Origin of the sequence: Candidatus Kuenenia sp., from assembly GCF_027493735.1 — a bacterium.
In the GTDB taxonomy this organism is placed as follows: domain Bacteria; phylum Planctomycetota; class Brocadiia; order Brocadiales; family Brocadiaceae; genus Kuenenia; species Kuenenia stuttgartiensis_A.
Genome location: NZ_JAOSKF010000022.1, coordinates 222076 through 243278 on the forward strand (window position 1 = coordinate 222076; position 21203 = coordinate 243278).

A 21203-nucleotide genomic window follows, 5' to 3' on the forward strand; every position below is an offset into this window, starting at 1 on the left:
ACCCTATCACCGAATTTTACAGTAATTCCAAAACTCCTGAAGTACTTTTTTTGTCAAAAAATATTTAATTGAATGGTAACACCTTCATGAGGATGTAAAGCGGTGGGTAGAATGATATTCAACATCAAATTCATAGCGCAGCAAAGCCGTAACCGAAAATGAAGAGGCCGTGCGTCTCTACTTTAACCACAAAGAAAAACTTACAAAAAAAAGAAGTTTTTACTGGGGAATACTATACGCAGGGACGAAGCATTTGCAATAAACAGTTGCTGCTCGTTCCTCTCTTGATATCTAAGCCACTAAATCATGCAGTGCGACGAGGTTCGTCGCACTACAAATGGCAATTTCCGGTTTCAAAAGACTAAAATGTTACAATATTTCAGTCTACTATCTTCCTCTTTTTTCTGCGTGATCATATAAACCATAAAGAACCGCATCATCATAGTCCCTTGTTATCCTGTTTCCATCCTGGTCATCGTAAAGAATGTTTTTTATGCGATACGCCGCGTCCGACGTGTTTAGTGCAAAAACAATCAACCCTTGCACTTCTTCTTTTGGTTCCAGTTCTGTAATTTGGAACGGGTCTCTGGTCTTGCAGATATAATCGTCAATCGACAGGGTAAATCCATTATTGGTAATTGCCTTGAAATGTGCCGGGTCTACTTTTATTGTCTTGTCAGTCTTGTTAATAAGCCAAACCCTTACGATTGCGGCGTGTTTTCCGGTATTCTTATAAAAATCATCAGAACCAAAGCCAACTTCTTTCCCATAGTCAACAGAGGTTGAAATGTCTTTGATCACTATACCCAGCGTATCCCCGGTCTTATATGTTTTTGCCTTTTCCAGTTTAGCAGTTTGCCCAATTGCGGGTCTAATTGCAAATATAGGTATCGTAAGGTAAACGAGAGCAACAAATAAAATGAAAAATATCACATTAACTTTCACAAAATCTCCCCTATTAATATTTTTTTCGCGAATTTTCCCCAATATCAAGATGCTTGAGGGATAACAGAAACTATCAAAAATTAACTTAGCGTTGCCTTAAGAAATGAGTCCATTGCTTTATATTGTAATCTTTTTCCCTTAGAGCACAATTTACTTTTTACAACAGGAATATCCCACAAGATCAACAATCAATTCGGTATTATGAAGAAAAAAGGGGACAAGCCAGTGTTCGGCTGTAATGTTTACGCTTAATAGTTACAAATTGCAAAGAGATAATTTTCAAGGTACTAAGCAATTTTTTGAGTTTTCCACCACATATTTTCATTGTCGGGAAATTACCATATCATTAAATCGTACAATAAGTTACGGTTTGCTTGACAATCTGAACAGCATGTGTTAGCTTTTATTACTATCAAAAGTAGGGGCGAAGCATTTGCCCGTTTAGGTATGAACTTATTTATGGCAATTTACAGCAAATGCTTCGCCCCTACAACGTGCGGCAAACATCGCTATTATTGGATTTTTTCAAAAAACAACATTATTACGCATTAAATAATTAGTCAGATAGTTTATTCTTTATAGGAGAGGTATATGGCAGAAGAGTCGAAAAAAGAAGAAGGCTTTGAATTTCAGGCGGAAATAAAAAAATTACTTAACATACTTTCACATTCTTTATACACGCACAAAGAAATATTCCTGCGGGAACTCATTTCCAATGCGTCAGACGCACTTACGAAGCAGCGCTTTCATTCGCTTACCAATGAAGATTACGAAGGAAAAGAGCTGCCACTCGAAATCAATATTGAGATGGACGAACAAAACAAAACCCTTACCATAATCGATACCGGCATTGGAATGACGAAGGATGAAGTGGTAAAGAACGTGGGAACCATTGCAAAATCAGGGTCACTGGAATTTATTACCAATTTATCCGAGGAGGCAAAAAAAGATTCAAACGTAATCGGACAGTTTGGAGTGGGTTTCTACTCTGTTTTTATGGTTGCCGATGAAGTACGGATCAGAACAAAGTCCTATAAAAAGGGAGAACCTGCTTATGAATGGAGATCTGACGGTACCGGGAAATATTTTCTGCATCAGATTGAAAAGGAAAGGCGCGGTACGGAAATAATCGTCCATTTAAAGGAGGAAGAAAAAGAGTACACTGACAAAACAAGGATTTCCTCCATCATCAGGAAATATTCAAACTTTGTAAGTTTTCCGATAATGGTCTGCGGCGAAAAGGCAAATCAGGTCACCGCCCTGTGGAAAGAGCCAAAAAAAGATGTTACCGCGGAACAATACGAGGAGTTTTACAAATTCATTGCGAACGTTGAAGAAGCGCCTCTTTTCCATTTGCATACCTCCGCCGAGGCGCCTATTCAGTTTTACAGTATACTATATTGCCCGAAGGTAAATTATGAATCTGTTATTTTAAAAAAACTGGAACACGGCATTCAACTGTATTGCAATAAAATCCTCATACAGGCAGACTGCAAGGCGCTTTTGCCGGAATACATGAGATTTATTCGCGGCGTAGTGGACTCTTCCGATATTCCATTGAATATTTCGAGGGAAACATTTCAGGACAACCGGGTTATCCAGAAGATGAAGAACATACTTATCAAACAGGTTCTGGGTCTTTTGCAGGATATCGCAAAAAACGATAAGGAAAAGTATGAAATCTTCTGGAAGCAATTCGGAAGAATATTAAAGGAAGGGGTGCACTTTGATTTTGAGAACAGGGAAACAATTGCGCAATTAATGCGGTTTAATTCTTCGCAGTGCAAAGATGCCGGTGAGCTTGTTTCGCTGGGAGAATACACGGAAAGAATGAAACCCGAACAAAAAGAAATATACTATATTACCGCCGTAAGCCGGGACACTATCGAGAAAAGCCCTCATCTGGAAATATTCCGGAAGAAAGGCGTCGAGGTGTTGTACTTAACCGACCCCAACGATGAATTCCTCCTTTCAGGCCTCGGAGAATTCGAAAAAAGACCCATCCGTTCAGCAGATCAGGCAAATTTAGACGTATTGAAAGATGCCGATAAGGGAATTGTCGATACGTCTTCAGAACCGCAAAACTATGACGCGATATTTAACCATCTTTTAAAGACCATGAAGGTCTGCCTGGCAGACAATGTAACAGACGTCACGGAATCACACCGGTTGAGCGAAAGCCCATGTTGTCTGGTAAGTCCTGATACTTCGCCAAGCGTTCACGTCCAGAAACTCATCCACATGATGGACAAAAATTATCAAATGCCAAAAAAGATTATGGAAATTAACAGAAAAAACAAGATGATTCAAAACCTGGCAAGGATGAACGAGATACCGGACAATCAGCAGATCGTCGGTAAAATAATCACACAGTTATACGAAAACGCGCTGATGCAGGACGGCGTAGTCTTTGACCCCACAGCGATGGTACCACGGGTAAATGAACTCCTTGAAGAATTAACCAATGCAAAACTGGGAGAAGGGAAGAAGATTATTATTTAAACAAGCTTTGCAGTATACGCGTATAGGAATTGTATGGTAGAGACAACACCCTGCCAAATGCAGGAGGAATGAGGTAGTACCGCACTACCGACTACCTAACATGACTTAGCCAGGACCAAACAAGTCTGAGATAAAAAATACGATGCACGAAATCTGAAACAAATTCTAATGACAAAATGATTTGAAATTCTAAACAAGTGCATCTTTTGTATTTCGTGTTTCGGATTCCACAATTAAAGGTACCATACCCAATCAGACTGAAGCCAGTGGTTTCAGTTTGATTGGGTATATACATTATATTTATGCCCTTGGATGGGTTTTATCATACACCTGTTTCAGGCGCTCCGTGGTTACATGGGTGTAAATTTGTGTTGTAGAGAGGCTGCTGTGCCCTAAAAATTCCTGTACCGCCCGCAAGTCTGCGCCGTTATCCAGCAGATGGGTGGCAAAGCTGTGCCGGAAAGTGTGCGGAGAAACGCGAAGATGCATGGCGGCTTTTTTCATGTACTTTTCGATCATTCTTGCAACACTACGTTCTGTAAGACGTCCGTGAAATTTATTTAAAAACAACGCCTCGTTATCCGCCTTTCTTTTCTCCAAATACAATTGTATTGCATTTAAAGCGTGATTTCCAACCGGGAGTATGCGTTCTTTACTTCCCTTGCCACGCACCTTTACTATCCCGCTGTGAAAATCTATGTCCGCAATATTAATTCCCACGAGTTCGCTAACCCGCATACCTGTGCTGTAAAGGGTTTCCATGATTGCTTTATCACGCAAGCCTGATAAATTGCAAGTGTCTGGCTGATTCAGGAGTATCTCTGTGTCGTTAACACTCATAAAACCGGGAAGTTTTTTATCTGTCTTCGGAGTCTTAATCTGTTCGACCGGATTATATTCTAAAATTCCGTGTTGACATAAAAATTTGTACAGAGAACGTATGGAGGCCAGTTTTCTTGCTACAGTAGTTTTGGAAGGATTCTTTTTTTTTAAAAAAGCAAGATACTTCCGTAATTGCAGGCGGGTAACACCGGCAAGGTCTGTACACCCCTCGCCTTTAAGAAATGAAAGATATTGGCCAAGATCGTTTCGGTAAGCCCGCAGTGTTTGCGGCGAATAGTTCCTGTCATTCTCAATATAGGCAAGATATCTGTCGATAAATCTTTGTATGTTATCGTTTGATGGCAACATTTTCATTTCCGTTAAAAAAAATTGTTCGAGATAGCGGCGATGTTAGCAAAGTCAGAATTGAATAACAAGGGCAAAAGTGACGCCGTATTATGTCTGTGAATTGCCTTGACAAAAATTTCCAACCCCCCTAGAATTGCTTTTCCGGTGAAATATCGTGTTGTCACCCGTATTCTGCAATAGCTGCAAAAAATATTACTCATGAGGTTCAAAGATAATTATCATGAAGTTGGATACATGCGTTACTGGCAAAGTTACTGCCTTTGAGGTGAAGGAGGCATGCGCTCCTCTGGAAGCGTTTTGCCGGTTTTTAAAAAACCCAAATGTTTTCTTCCTCGACAGCGCATTGCCTAACGGTGAGATTTCAAGGTATTCCTTCCTTGGTTTTAGCCCGTTTTTAACAATAAAAACGAAACACCATAAAATACTTATAAAAGACACAGATGGAAGTCAGGAGTGCGAGGGAAGTCCATTTGAATATCTTCGAAAAATATTGAACCGGTATTCTTTGGGAAATATCAGTAATTCCCTGCCTTTTCAGGGTGGGGCTGTAGGATATTTTGGGTATGACCTCTGTCATTACATAGAGAAATTGCCCAATAACTCTGTGGATGACCTTGAATTGCCTGATATATATATGGGGTTTTACGATATTATTATCTCCTATGATAATCTTCTTGAAAAGTGCTTTGTGGTAGTAATTGACTTTGGCATGGATAATACATTGAATGACAGGATAGGGCAGATAACGGAAGTATTGTGCGGAAAATCTGAAGAGCCTGGAGAAATGTTTAATGACCGGGATACGGACAGGGTTGTTGCTACGGAATTAAGGTCTAACTTTACGAAAGACTCCTATATGAAAGCCCTCCGGCAAATAAAAAAGTATATTTCGGCGGGAGATGTGTATCAGGTAAACTTATCACAAAGGATTGAGGCGCGTATAGACATGCCTGCGTATGAATTATACAAAAGATTGCGCAAAATCAACCCTGCTCCGTTTGCATGTTATCTTGGCTTTGATGACGTTTCTATAATCAGCTCTTCTCCGGAAAGATTTCTTCGTGTTTGTAATCGTCAGGTACAAACACGCCCGATAAAAGGCACACGGCCAAGAGGTAAGAACGCATTGGAAGATGAAGAGATGAAACAGGCCTTGCTGTCCAGCCAAAAAGACAATGCGGAGCTTACCATGATAACAGACCTTGAACGTAATGATCTCGGACGGGTCTGCAATTATGGGTCTATTAAGGTCATAGAAGAAAAAGCGTTGGAAACATATCCTACTGTTCATCATCTGGTATCAACGGTAATAGGAGAATTGCACGAGAGATACGACATAATAGACCTGCTCAGGGCGACTTTTCCCGGGGGATCTATTACCGGAGCCCCTAAGATCCGCGCCATGCAAATTATTGATGAACTTGAACCATACCAGAGAAGTGTATATACAGGCTCTATAGGGTATATTGGGTTTAATGGAAATTTAGACCTGAATATTGCAATACGTACCTTTATTATGAAAGGAGAAACAGTGTATTTCCAGGTTGGCAGCGGCATTGTTGCAGACTCTGACGCAGAAGATGAATATGAAGAAACATTGCACAAGGCCAAAGCCTTGATTGAATCACTTAACCCATGCCTGACGCTATCTTCTTAAACGATACAATAGTTGATGCGACGAAAGGTGTTCTCAGCACCTTTGACCGGGGGTTTCTTTACGGTGATGGCCTCTTCGAGACCATTAGGGCGTATAATAAAAACCCCTTTAAACTGGAAGAGCACATAGCCCGCCTTTCAGATTCGGCGCAATTTCTTTGCATACCTTTCCGATACACCTGCGATCAAATAAGGCATATTATCGGTCAGCTTCTTGCAAAAAATCATTTATCCGACACGTATATACGCTTAACACTCTCCCGCGGTTATAATGCCAATGGATTTATCCCCGTGCGCGAGACCAACCCTACTTTTGTAATTCATACAAAACACTTGGTCCCTTATCCGGCACTATGGTATAAAACAGGGTTAAAACTCATTGTTTCACAGACACGAAAAAATGCCAGTTGTCCTATTTCAAGGCATAAAACACTCAATTATTTAACACATTATCTCATCAGGAAAGAGGCATTGGAAGCGGGGGCGCATGACGCACTGATTTTAACCACAGAAGGCAACGTGGCGGAATGTTCCGTCAGCAATGTTTTTTGTGTGAAAGACCAGGCAGTCTTTACTCCCTCAACTAATGCAAATATTTTGCCGGGCATTACCAGGCGGGTTGTTATTGATTTATGCAAGGAAACCGGCATTCAGTTGACAGAAAAACTCTTTGATCTCCATGAAATAGCCACGGCAGATGAAGTCTTTATTACAAACTCTCTTATGGAGATCATGCCTGTTTCATCAATAAACGGAAATGTCTTCGGAGATGCTCTTCCCGGGGAAATTACCGGAATACTCTCGGCGAAATATAAAATGCTGACTAGCTGAAGACAGCCACGGCAAAACCCCATTTTAGTACTTAATTATTTTATCAATTGCAGTTACGACAATTTGTTGCGGTTGTCTTTTGTTATTTCTTCCTGTCTATTGAGTTGATTGCATAAAATGTCGGTTTAACCGCCACAATAAATTGATTTCTTTGAAATCTTAAAAAAAATCGTAAGTCCCTGTTAAAAAAAAGCTTATTTTTTCAATATATTGTATAACACCGAAAACACAATACAATGTATTGTGTTTTCGCTTGACAATGCCTTTTTTTTTGGTACAAATATCCTTCTATCTGTCTGTGTACTGCACGCAGAAAGATTCAGTATGCTATTGAAGAGGGTTTTATCGTATTTTTATTTCAGGAATCTTCAAATGAGAGGAGGTGTAGCGGGCAAAATAAGAAATTTGTTATTTTGGGGGAGGGGGAATAAGTGAGTTTAAATGTATGGTATGATTGGAAAACGACAAATTCTGGCTATGAACAAAAGAAAGAGGGATAAATGACAACAGCAGTATTAGAAATACCTGAAGCAAAGCATGTTATATGCGATGGAGAAGAGGTACAATTAATAATAGAAGAAAAACTGAGTGCTTTTGATAAGGCGATTGAGCAGCATGACTTCCTGGAAATAGATGGCGACATAGAAGGCGATTCACCGGAAGAACATTCGATAAAGATTATCAACCACAGGGCAGAATGTGCATATTCAATCAGTATCGATGCGGTTATCAGACAAGATTTGGGCTATGTAATAGATTCACTCGAAACAGGAAATACCACGCGCCTTTACGGAATAACAAGAATTGTGGGGTATTACAGCCGTGTATCCAATTGGAATAAATCCAAAATCAGTGAATTACACGACAGGCATACGGGAAGTTATTCTGTATAAGTATTATCCTGGCATTCGCTGGCATCCCCAAACGGGAAGGAAGTTTAATGACGTTAAGCAAAAGTGTTAAATCTTCCTCTTGAAAGGCATCATTTTTTAAAAACCATTGCGGCAAAGAACGTATTCATGTTCATGTGCTGCAATGGTTTTTTTATTCACAAGATCCTGCCACAGTAGGCATGCTTTTTCAGACAACGTTGGCGGATGGACGAATTCTTACCGTAAGCACGGGGCATGGCGCCTTGCGTACAACCTTTTCCGCCACACTTCCCATCATAACATGGGCGAGGCCGCTCCTGCCGTGAGTACCAATTACAATGATATCCATCTCCAGCTTTTCGCCCTTATTGACAATTTCGTTAAAAGGTATCCCCTTTTCAACAATTGTTTCCACTTCTAACAAATCGGTAGTGCCCTCCGGAAGACTTTTTAACAGATCGGCGTGAATTTTTGCCATCGTTGCCTCATCAAGGTTGTACGGACTAAATTTGTATATTTCCGTATCATATGCACGGGTATCGATTACATGCATAATATACAACTTTGCTTCATCTTTTAATGCCAGAGAAACCGCATATTTTAAAGCAAGGTAAGAACATTCGGAATGATCTATAGGACATAATATATTTTTGAACTTTATCATACACTCTCCTGTTCTGTTTGAAAAAAAGAAGCAACACAAAAAATGAGTAACATTTTCACAAAATGATGTATCATTCACTATTTAAGGCATATACCGTATTACCTTCAGGGACTTTTTGCGTAAAACATCACATGCCAATACCGTCAATAACTGCACCACATTTCGAACACTTTGAATTGGTAATATTATTTTCAAGGATTTGGTAGCCATATCTTTTGATGAGCATTTTATTGCATTGATAACAATACGTATTTTCTCCCCCTTCGCCGGGGACATTGCCTTCGTAAACGTAACGCAGTCCCGCCTCCAAACCAATCGTACGCGCTCTTCTCAATGTTTCAACAGGAGTAGGCGGTGTATCGGGCAACCGGCATCTTGGATAAAAGCGACTAACATGCCAGGGGATTTCAGGTCCTACACTCCTGATAAATCCGGCAATCTGTTTTAATTCCGAGTCGGAGTCATTAATTCCGGGAATGATAAGGGTGGTTATTTCTATCCAGATGCCCAATTCTTTATAAGCACGAATACAATTCAGCACGGGTTCAAGTCTTGCCCCGCAAATCCTCTTATACGTTTCGTCGGAAAAACTTTTCAAATCGATATTTGCCGCATGAAGACAGGGTTGTATAGTTGACAAAGCCTCATACGTCGTGTATCCATTCGTTACGAACACGTTCATAATTGACCTTGAAGAGGCCAATTGTGCAATTTCATACGCATATTCAAAAAAAATAGTGGGCTCTGTATAGGTGTAGGCAATGCTTTTACAGTTATACTCCAGGGCGTCTTCAACAATCTTTTCCGGCGGCACCTCTTTGCCGGGTATCGTGTCTGAATCTTTGGGGAGTTGTGATATTTCATAATTTTGGCAATTAAGACATCTGAAGTTACACCCCGCCGTTGCTACAGAGTAAGAAGTTGACCCAGGATAGAAGTGAAAGAATGGTTTTTTTTCTATCGGGTCTATGTTTTCCGAAATAAGTTTTCCATACACGAGAGAATATAACGTCCCCCCGAAGTTTTGCCTGACATGGCAAATGCCTCTTTTGCCATCAGTAATCACACATGTATGATTACAAAGGTGGCATTTTACCTTACAATCGCCGAGTTTTTCATAAAACATTGCTTCACGCATGTTATATCAACCTCCCATACTTTATTATAGGGAATAAACGACTCTTTGTTTATTTGCAGTGTATATCTTATTACGAAAAAATTTCCAGCGATATTGTTTTTTCTTTATTGTGATAACGAAAAAAAGGCCATTCTTCCCATTTACTTTTTGCATAAGTATAACAAAATACCTGCAATGGCATGAATACAAAATTAAATATAACAAAAGCTCCGCAACTCCGTAACCAAAAAGATTTTAACCATAATACACGAAAGGTTTATACACCGTAATAGTATAATACCGGGAAAAAATGTTTTTGCTCTATCTTAATGGAAATAATAATTGACATTTATTTTCTTTGTGGTACAGTACCGCCGAATATTTCATCGATTGAAAAAGGCAAACCAACCGCAAGTTTGGGACGCAAAGCCATGGGTCTTAAGCGTGAGTTCTTTATACGTAAAGATTGCCAGGTTGCCGAATTGAGATGTTCGCACTTTGTGAGAAGGATAAGAATTTTCGGGCCATTCATTACGCTTTCACCATATTGCAGAGATCACAAGCAGATTGTAGCGCATAATACTGAAAATGCTTAAGACTTATAGAAAATTATCGGGAAATCTTAACAAAGTGCTTCTGGTAAACGTGCATTATAATAAAGACCCAAGCCTTTTGCATTACTATGGTTTTGGGTCTTTTTTTTTGAATAAAGAAGGTAAAAAAACAGATTGAGATATACGAACGGTGGCATTTTTTTAACACGAAGATAAGGGATGAGTATATTTTTTACGTTTAGGCGCCGATTCGATGTATTTTGTGATGGTGTTGTCTTAAACAACTTTTTTTAATGGGAGAGTACAAATGTTAAAACTTAGAAAGTGGAGGAATGCGGGTTTTACCCTGATTGAGCTGCTGGTGGTAATTGCCATTATCGGCATCCTTGCCGGTATACTGCTGCCGGTGCTTGGTAAGGCGCGTGAATCGGCACGAAAGACGCAATGCGCATCAAATTTGAAACAGATTGGACTGGCGCTGAATATGTTTGCCAATGATAATGGTGAAGCTTTTCCCAATAAGGGTACAGGTATGACTTCCTTGGGACAATTGTTTAATACATATATTACTGACAGAAAAATATTTCGTTGCCCAAGTGATAGTGATGTGACAGAGGATGCCATTTTAGGATTAAAACCTGCAGATACAATTACAACTGCCAATACAACATTTAGCGATGGCTACTTGTAGTTATGGTTATGATGATAATCACACGGCAGCAGATGATCCTGGTGTTGCGCTGGCAGCGGATAAACAAGGAACCTCCACAAGTGGTCTTTCTAGCAATCATAATGAAACCGGGCAAAATGTGCTGTACCTCGATGGTCATGTGGAATGGAAGGGCACGACAACTTGTGGATATTATAATGGTTCGACATATGATGATATTTACGCAGATGTTGCTGATGTAACAGGGACAGATACATATATAGCACAGTAAGTGACGCTTTTCAAAATAGTATTACTTTAAAAAGGGTGATATTCATAATGGATATTGCCCTTTTTTATTACTTGTTCAAGGGTGTCAATTACAATCCACCTTCATTTTCATGAGATACTTGCCATGTTCAAATTAAAAACCCGGGGGATTTCTGGTTTTACATTAATCGAATTGCTGGTAGTAATTGCAATTATTGGCATTCTGGTATCTATCCTCTTGCCGGTTTTGGGAAAGGCGCGGGAATCCGCACGTAGAACGCAGTGTGCATCAAACCTGAAGCATATTGCTGGCGCTTCGAATGTATGCTAATGATCAGGATGGGGCATTTCCGGCCGGAGGAAGCACGGGCATGGAATCGCTCGGCACATTATACAATAAATATATAATTGAGCGAAAAATCTTTCGTTGCCCAGGCGATAGCGACGTTAGCGAAGCGAATAATCTGAATCTGACGGCGGTATCGGACATTTTGTCCCCAAATACTTCATTTACCACTGCCGGTTGCAGTTACGGCTATGACTACACCCACACACTGGAAGATGACCCGGGCGTAATCATAGCCGCAGATGCTCAGGGAACAAGCACTACCTGACGTTCAGACAATCATAATGAGACGGGACAGAATGTGTTATATTTAGATGGACATGTGGAATGGAAAGGCACTACCACCTGCGGATATTACAATGGTTCAACGTATGATGATATTTATTCCGGTACGGGGAATGGTACTGATACCTACATAGCACCGTAATGATTTTCCGGATTTTTCAGACGAAAAAAGAAAAGGATGCAATATTCTTTTTGAATAGTGCCCCCTTTTTTTGTTATAAAGAGAGAACGCTTACCATATTAAATTATAGGGGCGAAGCATTTGCCATAAATTGTCGCAAATGTATGCATACCCAAACTGACAAATGCTTCGTCCCTACTTTAAATTCGATTATCAAGAAAGGAGAAATGATGATACTTAATCCTGAAAAACACCTAAAAGACGCTAAACAAAGATTTTATAATTATATAGAGGAGGACGTTATCCTTTGGCTTAAAGAAAGAGGAATAAAGGCCAAGCCCGATGAGGTTGAATTTGTTTATGGCACAAAGGAACATTTTACTTCCACGGGATATACCGAAGGCTATTTTGCTGAATATTCAACAAAAGGGTGGAATAAGGTACAAGAGAATGAATTATCCGAAGAAGGATTAAAGGAATTAAAAAAAACAGGGGGATTGATCTGGCCAAATGTGTGGTATGCAGTCCGGCTGAAAGAAATAGATGAAATACTCCCAGTGGAATCCGGCGCAATAGAAGAAGCCATTTTAAGCGGTGGAATCCCGGAAAAATACCGGGTTAAACATTAACGGGAAAATCAAAAAACGACAGGATAATACAAAAAATGTAACACTTTAGTTTTTTGAAAAAACACCGGCGGGTTCGTGTTTGCAACCCAATGTCATTAAGTTAAGCAATCTGCCAGAAAAGTCCCCCTTAAACTAGGGGGATAAAGGGGGTTGTTTTTAATCAAATATCCTTAACTTAATGACATTAGTTTGCAACCTGAATCTACGCGTTTATGCGTATAATGGAGCCGTGTACTGCGGTAAAATTCCAATGCCCAAAATCACAAAATCCATGTTTGGAATGGGAACATTCTCGATTTTTGGTTAACTACTTGTACATTGACCTCAAGCTGGATGCTTATGTTACTATTCTTCTCCTCCCCCGCTAATGGCATTTTACAAAAAATCTGGTATGCTCCCAATATTCGATATTCCTTGTTCTGCGGTTCGGTATTCTCTTTAAAAAAACCGCCGAAGTCCTAATTTATTCGCTGAATAGTTACGATTCTTTTTAATAGCTACCTTTATATCCTTATCCCGTATATGCACACATCCCAACTCTCGGAGAGTTAACCACTGGCAGAAACATCTCCTCGCCGCACGCATGTTTGTCAGCGCACTTATCGCAAAGCCACCCTTCGCCTGAGTAGACACATTGTGAGCAGACTTGCGAAGCCGCCTCCCCGCATTCCATGCATTTTATTGAAGTAGCCTCATTCCTGGCCAGAAGCTGAATGGACTCACCCTTTGTTCCACCTTCCCGTTCAGACACAACTTTTAAAGTAAGATCCGTAGAGGTGCCGAAATCGTATTCATAATAAAATTTCATTCGGGCGACAAGTACCTTCCCCAGCGCAACATACATGTTTTTTCCTTCATGTTCTCCCATCGGACTTCGGGAGTATGTTGTTCCTCCTATTATAAATGCACTTAGGTGACCACAACACTCCAACCAGATATTTCTCAGGAAGCGATCTAAGTCTTCAAGCGTTGCATTCGCTGGTGCGGAAAGATGCATCCAATATTCAGGCGAGTAGCGTCCCTCAACCACAAGATGCAGTATTTTTGTTTTCTGCGGCTTCCGTTTTGCCGGTAATGTTTCCGATTCAACGTTTCTTTGCTTGCACGACGCCAGGTGCTTAGACATTGCCGACTTATCGAAGGTAGCATTGCAAAAACCACACGTTCCCTGCGAAACGGCCTTGTCCATTTTTCAACACCTCCTGATATACACAACAGACTAATAACAACATGAATTCAGTACAAACAGAGTGAATACGCATTACTGAACAAAAATATTAAGAACAATTTCGAATTTCGAAACAACTCCTAACGCATTCGGCCACAAATCGGAAGAGTAGAGGGGGGAGGTCTATTTTGAATTCTATCGGTAAGGGGTGGTTTAGCGGGTGGATGTCACAAGGAGGTGTGGCGCTCCTGCAAACAGGATTAATTATGGCTCTTGGCCTATGTCCTGACGCCCCAGGATTTCTCAACCTCTGTCCTGGTATTTGGACTAGTGATCATCCACCCAGGAAATAGTATACTCATGCATTTTAAAGTGTCAAGTGTCTATTTTTAGAGCATTATTCTTCCTTTGATGTTTAGTTTTTTGAAAACGTAGGGGCGAAGCATTTGCCAGTTTGGGGTAACTATTCAGCGTAATTTACTCCGGAATCAGGGGCTTTATAAATTGTGAAATGATATACCTGTTATCAGCAAGTTTTCGATAGAGAGCAAATAAAACTGATTTTATAACGGGCAGTTTGAATAATACGCTTAATATCCTGTAACCTCTTAAACGGCTAATAATTTCCGGTATTACTTCGTCTCCCGCCAGGGTATGCCCATCGGGAAATATCAATTGCAAGGATTGCATGCATCTCTCTTCTGCCAGCCAGGGAAAGCGAAGTCTTCGTTCCTCAGACTGACACGAAACGAATTCAAAGATGCCTTTTCTTATTGCATGCAGTTCAATCCACTTCATACTTCCCCGGCATAAACTACATTTATCGTCATAAATTAGCGCAACGTTCTTCATTGCCGGTATCGATATTCTCTATTATAGTATTACCCTGTAAAAACTTCTTTTTTTTGTAAGTTTTTCTTTGTGTCCTTTGTGGTTAAAGGACAGACGCATGGCCGTGCGTCTCTACATTTCGGTTGCGGCCTTGCCGCGAGATGAATCATTATTGTTTCTCCGGAATCTCTATCTCGCATAATCTGATGCCGGATAAATTCGAAATATCTTTCACCGGCAATCTTCCGTCATAGAGGCTTTCCAAAATCGCATTACCGTTATTGTAGACTGTGACGGGAACATCGTTAATATTCCTCTGGAGTAAAAATGTATAATGAAACCTTGTTCTGTCCCCTGCATTTCTTGCCATGACGGCCACGATCCTGTTGTTTCCCTTTCTTAATTTATCTGATGCATCACAAAAACCTCTTTGCTGAAATGTTTCAGCTTTTTTTGTGTCGATAAAAATCAATGCCACTTTGTCGCCTTCGGATATTTCTTTAAGTTCAAACCCCAACCCTTCCAGACCGTCCGCTACAACAATTTTTAAAGGAGTCGTATGGGTAACCCTCTTCGTATCCTCCCATGCATTGGGGTTGTTTAAGAAATAGTCTACAATATTTTCACGTGCATAAGTGTCATTGCTTCCCGGAAAAGAAAGCATCATTATCACCATAAATAAAATTGCCATTTTTAAAAAGCCCATATTTGCCATTTACCTCTTTGCATAAAGTGAATGTTTCCTGATATAGTTTTCCACGCGCTCGGGAACTAAATATTTTATACTCAATCCTTTGCTTAACTTCTTCCTTATTTCCGTTGAAGATATATCCAGAGAAGGAATCTGAACCATTAATTTTTCAATTTCTGCCTTCTTTTCACCGGAAATAGCACTTTTCTTTATTATTTCGCCATTCAGCGTAATGGGAAACCTGTTGACAACGATAAAATGACACATGCAAGAAAGCTCCTCAATATCCTTCCATGTGTTGATTTCATTTATCATATCTGTGCCCAGGATGAGGAATAAATTAGACCCAGGTCCGTATGTCTCCCGGAGTATTTTAATCGTGTCAATGGTGTATGATTTTCCGGGACGCTTTATCTCGATATCCGATACCTCAAAATGCTCATTATCCCCGATTGCTTGTTTTACCATTTCATACCGGTGAAACGAGTCTATCAGGCCGCCTGATTCCTTATGCGGAGAAATCCCTGTGGGGATAAATAGTATTTTGGACAATTTCCTTTGTTGAAATACCTCTTCCGCAACAATTAAATGCCCAATGTGAATCGGATTAAATGACCCACCAAATATGCCTATATTCATCATGTGTTTTTAGCTTGATATTTACAGTGTTTCAATGGTAGAAGTTTGATAACATATAACAAATTAAATATCAGAACTATAGCAATTATTTCTTTGGGATAAAAGCATATTGCATAATTTTAGAGGGGCGGATGTAATTGAAGATTGCATACTTTGATTGTTTTTCGGGCGTTAGCGGAGATATGATCCTCGGGGCATTTGTGGATGCCGGACTCGAAATCCATTTGTTAATAACCGAACTGGAAAAACTCCATCTTCATGGATACGAACTCTCCTGTGAAAAGGTGAAACGCGCCGGTATTGCCGGCACAAAGGTGTATGTGAATATTCCCGAACGGCATGGGCATTCACATACCGCGGGCCACATGCACCATCTTACCTTTCCCGATATTCGTTTGATTATTGAAAAAAGCCGGCTCCATCAACAGATTAAGGATAATGGCATTAAAATATTTCATCGACTTGCTGCTGTTGAAGCAGAGATTCATGGTACTTCTATTGAGGAGGTACATTTTCATGAAGTGGGCGCGATAGACTCAATCGTTGACATTGTTGGTGCTGCCATAGGCCTGCATTTGCTTGGCATTGAAAAACTATATTTCTCACCAGTTCCCACCGGCAGCGGATACATAAAATGCGAACATGGCGTATTGCCGGTTCCCGCTCCCGCAACTGCCGGGCTTCTGAAAAATCAGCTACTGAAATCTGTGGCAATAGAAAAGGAATTAACCACCCCCACCGGCGCTGCGATTGTAACAACCCTGGGAGAAGGGCTTAAGACTATGCCGAAAATGAAGGTACTTACCATCGGTTATGGCGCCGGCAGCAATGATAATCCCGAAGTCCCGAATTTGTTGCGTATAGTAATCGGCGAAGATACGCAACGCCAGGAGTCTGATGAGGTGTGGGTCGTTGAGACCAATATTGATAACATGACGGGGGAGATCATGGGGTATGTAATGGATAGATTATTCAGCGCCGGGGCAGTTGACGCATATTTTACCCCGGTGCAAATGAAAAAAGGAAGGCCCGGAATTATTATCAGCGCGATAGTGCCGGAAAAACACCTTTTGTCCGTAGAGGCGGTCTTGTTTAATCAAACCACCACCTTCGGGATACGAAAATACAAAGCGGTTCGCAGCATATTATCAAGAGAGGTAAAAGAATACGAAAGCTCATTGGGGAAAATAAGGATGAAGATTGGCTCGCTTAACGGCGATATTAAAAATATTTCTCCTGAATATGAAGATTGCAAACGAATAGCGGAAGAAAGGCATATTCCCCTAAAACACGTCTATACTATTATCACCAAAGAACTTGATACATTTAATCACTTTTAGAAAAATGCTACGGGGAATTTCAGGGACAAGAACATCTTTTAATCTTATCATACCGGTTCTTATTATTGTATGTTTGTCACAATTTGTTTACTTAAATACATTATCAAACCAGTTTGTATATGATGATGAATTTATTATTACCAACAACTCCTTCATAAAAACATGGAACAATTTCCCCAAACTTTTCAATAGGGAATATTTTGAATATTCCGGAGAATTAAGCTACAGACCTGTCGCTACGGCTACGTATTTCATTGATCATGCCTTGTGGCGGCTTGCTCCCGCCGGTTATCACTTCACCAACAACTGCTTGCACACATTAAATGCGGCGCTGCTTTTCTTTTTGCTCCTGCATTTGTTCAGACACACGGGGGGCGCATTTGCCGGAGCGCTCCTTTTTGCGTGTCACCCTGTTTTATCCGAAACGGTAAATGCCGTTTGTTTTCGGGAGGATTTATTGGCATGCGCTTTCTTCCTCTCCTCTTTTCTGCTTTATTGTAAAACAAACGCACGTCGTTCGTATTTCCTCTATGCCGCCTCCTTAATATGCTATTTCTTTGGGATATTTTCGAAGGAAATAGCAATTACACTTCCGTTGCTCATTTTTCTCTACGATGTGCTTTTTACCGGAATGTGCAAAAAAACCCTGCATTATTATTCAGGATATGTCTTCGTGACGCTATTTTATCTTATAATCAGATTTGTCTTCCTGCATAATCCTGTGGAATCAACCGTATCATATCCGGAAAACAGTATTTGGGTAAATTGCCTAACAATGTCAAAGGTATGTGCTTATTATATAAAACTTCTTTTTCTTCCGGTAAAGCTTTGTTCAGACTACGTTATCCCACGTTCTTTTTCCCTCCGCGAACCTGCCGTTGCGGTATCATTATTTCTTATCGCCTCTGTTGCAGCCGTTGTTTACAAATTATTTATTCACCATAAGCACCTGGTATTTTCACCGGTATGGTTTTTTATCACGCTGCTGCCGGTTTTAAATATCATACCCATAGAAAATATCATGGCGGAGAGATACCTTTATCTGCCTGCGGTAAGTTTTTGTATACTGTGTGCCGGTTTGATTGCGCACGACAGGCATACGAGTGTTTTTTTTGGAAAACAGTATGTAATTGCCGCCATTTTGAGTGGCACAGTAATATTGTTTTCAATAAAAACTTTAAATAGAAATAAAGTATGGGAAAGCCAGTCTGCCCTATGGGAGAATACGGCAAAGACATCGCCGGACAGCTTTAAGGCGCATAATAATCTGGGGAATTTTTACCGGGACTCTGGCAGGCTGGACGAGGCAATTGACGAATTTCACCATGCGCTGAGACTTTTTGAAAATTACGCGGAAGCGCATAACAATCTCGGCATAACGTACCGGAAAAAAGGCATGCATGAGGAAGCATACAATGAATACCAAAAGGCGTTGCAGCTTAATCCTGATTATCCCGATGTGCATAATAACCTCGGCGTTTTATATACAAAGATAAACAGATCTGACCTGGCAATGGAGGAATTCAAACGAGCCATAAAAAGCAAACAGATGTATTCCGACGCGCATAATAATCTGGGTATACTGTACGCTTATACCGGAGAATTGGACTTAGCCATCGAGGCATTTAAAAATGCAATTTCCAGCAGGCCTGACCATCCTGACGCCTATGCGAACCTTGGAACCGCATATTTAAAAAAGGGTATGTACGATGAGGCGATACAACAATTTCTTAAAGCAATTTCATATGACAACCAATACGTAAAAGCGTATTATTATCTAAGCACAGCATATTGGAATAAGGGACAATATGAGAAAGCCGCGGAAACGTGCAGAAGGATATTGTCTATCGACCCGACTCACGGGGACACGCTGACGTTGCTAAATACAATTGAACAAAGGCAGGGACGGACGCAGACAGCGCAGTAGCATGGAGATTTGGGTTGGTGTGTTACAGACTATTTCCTGAAGAATGCAAAAAGGATGGCCGTTAAGACGCCAACAACGGAAGCGAATTGTCCAATCCAGAATATAAACATCCACTTGATAATTTCCGCTTTTGCCTCGGCGAGATCTTTCTTTGTGGCAACTTCTTCAAGTAAAGCTGCATGGCTTGTTTCCAACGCAGTTTCGATTGCTTCAGCAATCCTGGCTGCCTGTTTTTCATCGAAAACAGAACGCAATGTTTCAAATACTTTTAGTGTATTGATGTATGCCGTGAACAGTCTCCCGTGGTAATTTATACGGATATGTGTGTTTATTTGTCGCGAGAGTAATTTGATTTTAACATTTTATTGTTTTTATACTCAAGGAGCATTTTGTTTCATCTTCTTATTTTTACCGTTTTTTTAAAGGATTTGTATGAACAGGCAAGAAAGAAACGCCGTCAGAAAAAGCCTTAATGTTTCAATCAGGGACGGCATTGCAGCCGCGGCGACATCGGGATTTGGAAACAACTATGTCAACCCCTTTGCCGTTGCCCTTGGCGGGACAAATATCCAGATAGGCGTATTAAATTCCATAATACACTTTATCCCCGCGCTTATGCAGCTTAAGGCAGCGGATATAACCGAATACTTCGGCAGCCGGAAAAAGATCATCGTAATTTCCGTTCTTTTACAGGCCAGCATGCTTATTCCCATTGCCTCCATTCCCTTTTTCCCGAAGCATTTCCGTATGATTGCGCTTATTTGTTTTTGTACCTTCTATATGTCTTTTGAGTCCCTTGCTACCCCTGCATGGGGATCACTTATGGCCAACCTTGTGCCCAAAAAAAGGCTGGGACGGTATTTCAGCAGACGTTCAAGGATTGTCAGCCTTGTCACTTTAGTAACAACATTTTTAGCAGGTTTTTTGCTGGATGTTTTCAATAATCCCTCACTTACTGGTTTTACGATTATATTTTTGCTTGCAATGATTTCCCGGTACATTTCGTGTTACTTTCTCAGCAGAATGTATGAGCCACCTCTGGAAATAAAGCGGGAACATTACTTTTCATTTGTGGATTTTCTAAAAAGATTAAACATTGGAAACTTCGGGAAATATGTGCTCTTTCAAAGTTCTTTTAATTTGTCAGTGCATATAGCATCGCCGTTTTTTGCCGTATATATGCTCCGCAATCTTGGCTTTTCGTACCTTACCTACACAATCGTCATAACAGTAGTACCCCTCGCGGCTATATTATCGATGAGTTACTGGGGACGATACGCCGATACGGCGGGGAATAGGAAGGTGCTTACCCTATGCAGTTTTATTATATCAAGCCTTCCTGCATGGTGGCTTATTTCGCATGATGTATTTTTTCTGATAGGGATTCAGGCGTTATCGGGATTTTTCTGGGGCGGTTTTAATTTATGTTCTTCAAATTTTATCTACGAATCGGCAATCCCGGAAAAACGCACTCGTTGCATTTCATACTTTAATACCATAAACGGTTTTGCAATATGCCTTGGAAACTTACTTGGCGGTTTTCTCGCAGTACATTTACCGCCGGTCTTCGGCCACCGATTGCTTGCCGTCTTTGCAATATCAGCTTTTCTGAGATTCCTTGCAGCGTTTGTTTTATTAAGACGGGTAAAGGCTGCCGGAAATGCTATATTGTGCCAAAAAGTGTAAGGTCTGTTGCTTCATTTATTGTTATATCCACAAGTGTGCCCACCAGCGCAGGTCGTCCTTTGAATACAACAATATTGTTCTGCCGCGTTCTGCCGGAGAGTTTGTTGGGGTCTGATTTGTGCCTGTGAATAATGTTTCAGAACTATTAAGAATATCGCATAATTGCTGAACATATCTGTTGTTCCCTGGGTTTGTCATGTTATGAATTGTTATCCTTAAGACGCCATTCTTTTCATCCGGCATTATATCTGCATCTGTCATAAAAATTTGACGTACCAGTGATCTTGCT

At 40.5% G+C, this 21203-nt stretch carries 24 protein-coding genes and 1 riboswitch; of the genes, 14 read left to right on the plus strand and 10 right to left on the minus strand.

Annotation, left to right across the window (positions count from 1 at the left end):
• Window positions 1–387: 387 nt before the first annotated feature.
• A complete protein-coding gene (locus tag M5U24_RS16030; protein WP_164994489.1) occupies window positions 388–945 on the minus strand; it encodes a DUF4352 domain-containing protein in 558 nt (185 codons plus the stop codon).
• Window positions 946–1536: 591 nt separating this feature from the next.
• Between M5U24_RS16030 and htpG the strand changes: the two genes are divergently transcribed.
• Window positions 1537–3447: a molecular chaperone HtpG gene (gene htpG, locus M5U24_RS16035; protein WP_164994488.1), complete on the plus strand. Its 1911-nt coding sequence runs from the start codon at window positions 1537–1539 to the stop codon at window positions 3445–3447.
• A 300-nt stretch (window positions 3448–3747) separates the two neighbouring features.
• Here the strand turns inward: htpG and xerC are convergent, their stop codons facing one another.
• The gene (xerC, locus tag M5U24_RS16040; protein ID WP_230405732.1) at window positions 3748–4638 is read right to left on the minus strand and encodes a tyrosine recombinase XerC; all 891 of its coding nucleotides are present in this window, start codon (window positions 4636–4638) and stop codon (window positions 3748–3750) included.
• Window positions 4639–4858: 220 nt separating this feature from the next.
• Between xerC and pabB the strand changes: the two genes are divergently transcribed.
• The 3 genes from pabB (at window position 4859) to M5U24_RS16055 (ending at window position 8018) form a co-directional block, all read left to right on the plus strand.
• Complete coding sequence (pabB, locus tag M5U24_RS16045) at window positions 4859–6295, plus strand: aminodeoxychorismate synthase component I (RefSeq protein WP_205713363.1); 1437 nt, start codon at window positions 4859–4861, stop codon at window positions 6293–6295.
• Window positions 6274–7125, plus strand: coding sequence for an aminodeoxychorismate lyase (gene pabC, locus M5U24_RS16050; protein ID WP_169703202.1), 852 nt, complete (start codon window positions 6274–6276; stop codon window positions 7123–7125). The genes pabB and pabC overlap by 22 nt, the downstream gene beginning before the upstream one ends.
• A 500-nt stretch (window positions 7126–7625) precedes the next feature.
• Window positions 7626–8018: an anaerobic ribonucleoside-triphosphate reductase gene (locus M5U24_RS16055; protein ID WP_099324803.1), complete on the plus strand. Its 393-nt coding sequence runs from the start codon at window positions 7626–7628 to the stop codon at window positions 8016–8018.
• 187 nt (window positions 8019–8205) lie between these two features.
• Here the strand turns inward: M5U24_RS16055 and M5U24_RS16060 are convergent, their stop codons facing one another.
• The gene (locus M5U24_RS16060) at window positions 8206–8661 is read right to left on the minus strand and encodes a universal stress protein (RefSeq protein WP_164994486.1); all 456 of its coding nucleotides are present in this window, start codon (window positions 8659–8661) and stop codon (window positions 8206–8208) included.
• A 127-nt stretch (window positions 8662–8788) separates the two neighbouring features.
• Window positions 8789–9799 carry an AmmeMemoRadiSam system radical SAM enzyme gene (gene amrS, locus M5U24_RS16065; RefSeq protein ID WP_099324805.1) on the minus strand — a complete coding sequence of 337 codons (1011 nt, stop codon included), beginning with the start codon at window positions 9797–9799 and terminating at the stop codon, window positions 8789–8791.
• A gap of 367 nt (window positions 9800–10166) precedes the next feature.
• A riboswitch (cyclic di-GMP riboswitch) is annotated at window positions 10167–10260 on the plus strand.
• A 379-nt stretch (window positions 10261–10639) separates the two neighbouring features.
• Here amrS and M5U24_RS16070 point away from each other — a divergent pair.
• The 6 genes from M5U24_RS16070 (at window position 10640) to M5U24_RS16095 (ending at window position 12632) form a co-directional block, all read left to right on the plus strand.
• Window positions 10640–11023 carry a DUF1559 domain-containing protein gene (locus M5U24_RS16070; protein WP_298202965.1) on the plus strand — a complete coding sequence of 128 codons (384 nt, stop codon included), beginning with the start codon at window positions 10640–10642 and terminating at the stop codon, window positions 11021–11023.
• On the plus strand, window positions 11010–11273 hold the full coding sequence (locus tag M5U24_RS16075) for a hypothetical protein (protein ID WP_298202967.1): 264 nt from the start codon (window positions 11010–11012) through the stop codon (window positions 11271–11273). Before M5U24_RS16070 ends, M5U24_RS16075 begins: the two co-directional genes overlap by 14 nt.
• A gap of 123 nt (window positions 11274–11396) precedes the next feature.
• Complete coding sequence (locus M5U24_RS16080; RefSeq protein ID WP_298202969.1) at window positions 11397–11582, plus strand: type II secretion system protein; 186 nt, start codon at window positions 11397–11399, stop codon at window positions 11580–11582.
• Window positions 11572–11865 (plus strand): hypothetical protein, encoded by a 294-nt coding sequence (locus M5U24_RS16085; protein ID WP_169702975.1) that lies wholly within the window; start codon window positions 11572–11574, stop codon window positions 11863–11865. The genes M5U24_RS16080 and M5U24_RS16085 overlap by 11 nt, the downstream gene beginning before the upstream one ends.
• A gap of 33 nt (window positions 11866–11898) precedes the next feature.
• On the plus strand, window positions 11899–12024 hold the full coding sequence (locus M5U24_RS16090; protein ID WP_157820457.1) for a hypothetical protein: 126 nt from the start codon (window positions 11899–11901) through the stop codon (window positions 12022–12024).
• Window positions 12025–12230: 206 nt separating this feature from the next.
• Window positions 12231–12632 carry a hypothetical protein gene (locus M5U24_RS16095; protein WP_157820458.1) on the plus strand — a complete coding sequence of 134 codons (402 nt, stop codon included), beginning with the start codon at window positions 12231–12233 and terminating at the stop codon, window positions 12630–12632.
• Between the two features lie 511 nt (window positions 12633–13143).
• Here M5U24_RS16095 and M5U24_RS16100 read toward each other — a convergent pair.
• Complete coding sequence (locus M5U24_RS16100; protein WP_164994480.1) at window positions 13144–13821, minus strand: plasmid pRiA4b ORF-3 family protein; 678 nt, start codon at window positions 13819–13821, stop codon at window positions 13144–13146.
• Between the two features lie 167 nt (window positions 13822–13988).
• Between M5U24_RS16100 and M5U24_RS16105 the strand changes: the two genes are divergently transcribed.
• On the plus strand, window positions 13989–14153 hold the full coding sequence (locus M5U24_RS16105) for a hypothetical protein (protein ID WP_169702976.1): 165 nt from the start codon (window positions 13989–13991) through the stop codon (window positions 14151–14153).
• 124 nt (window positions 14154–14277) lie between these two features.
• Here the strand turns inward: M5U24_RS16105 and M5U24_RS16110 are convergent, their stop codons facing one another.
• The 3 genes from M5U24_RS16110 to nadD form a co-directional block, all read right to left on the minus strand.
• Window positions 14278–14652: a DUF393 domain-containing protein gene (locus tag M5U24_RS16110; protein WP_099324812.1), complete on the minus strand. Its 375-nt coding sequence runs from the start codon at window positions 14650–14652 to the stop codon at window positions 14278–14280.
• A gap of 148 nt (window positions 14653–14800) precedes the next feature.
• Window positions 14801–15337 (minus strand): hypothetical protein, encoded by a 537-nt coding sequence (locus tag M5U24_RS16115; RefSeq protein WP_164994478.1) that lies wholly within the window; start codon window positions 15335–15337, stop codon window positions 14801–14803.
• 9 nt (window positions 15338–15346) lie between these two features.
• Window positions 15347–15964, minus strand: a complete 618-nt coding sequence (gene nadD, locus M5U24_RS16120) for a nicotinate-nucleotide adenylyltransferase (protein WP_099324814.1) — start codon at window positions 15962–15964, stop codon at window positions 15347–15349.
• A gap of 134 nt (window positions 15965–16098) precedes the next feature.
• Here nadD and larC point away from each other — a divergent pair, with 134 nt between their 5' ends.
• A complete protein-coding gene (gene larC, locus M5U24_RS16125; protein WP_164994477.1) occupies window positions 16099–17301 on the plus strand; it encodes a nickel pincer cofactor biosynthesis protein LarC in 1203 nt (400 codons plus the stop codon).
• Window positions 17302–17305: 4 nt separating this feature from the next.
• Window positions 17306–19228, plus strand: coding sequence for a tetratricopeptide repeat protein (locus M5U24_RS16130; protein ID WP_298202974.1), 1923 nt, complete (start codon window positions 17306–17308; stop codon window positions 19226–19228).
• A 29-nt stretch (window positions 19229–19257) separates the two neighbouring features.
• Here M5U24_RS16130 and M5U24_RS16135 read toward each other — a convergent pair whose 3' ends face one another.
• Entirely contained in the window at window positions 19258–19482 is a 225-nt protein-coding gene (locus M5U24_RS16135) for a hypothetical protein (protein ID WP_099324817.1), read from the minus strand.
• 178 nt (window positions 19483–19660) lie between these two features.
• On the opposite strand from M5U24_RS16135, the gene M5U24_RS16140 reads away from it, so the two are divergent.
• The gene (locus M5U24_RS16140; protein WP_099324818.1) at window positions 19661–20914 is read left to right on the plus strand and encodes an MFS transporter; all 1254 of its coding nucleotides are present in this window, start codon (window positions 19661–19663) and stop codon (window positions 20912–20914) included.
• Window positions 20915–20935: 21 nt separating this feature from the next.
• On the opposite strand, the gene M5U24_RS16145 is transcribed toward M5U24_RS16140, so the two are convergent.
• Window positions 20936–21203 (minus strand): putative transposase (locus tag M5U24_RS16145; protein ID WP_298202976.1); only part of this gene is annotated, 268 nt, incomplete at its 5' end.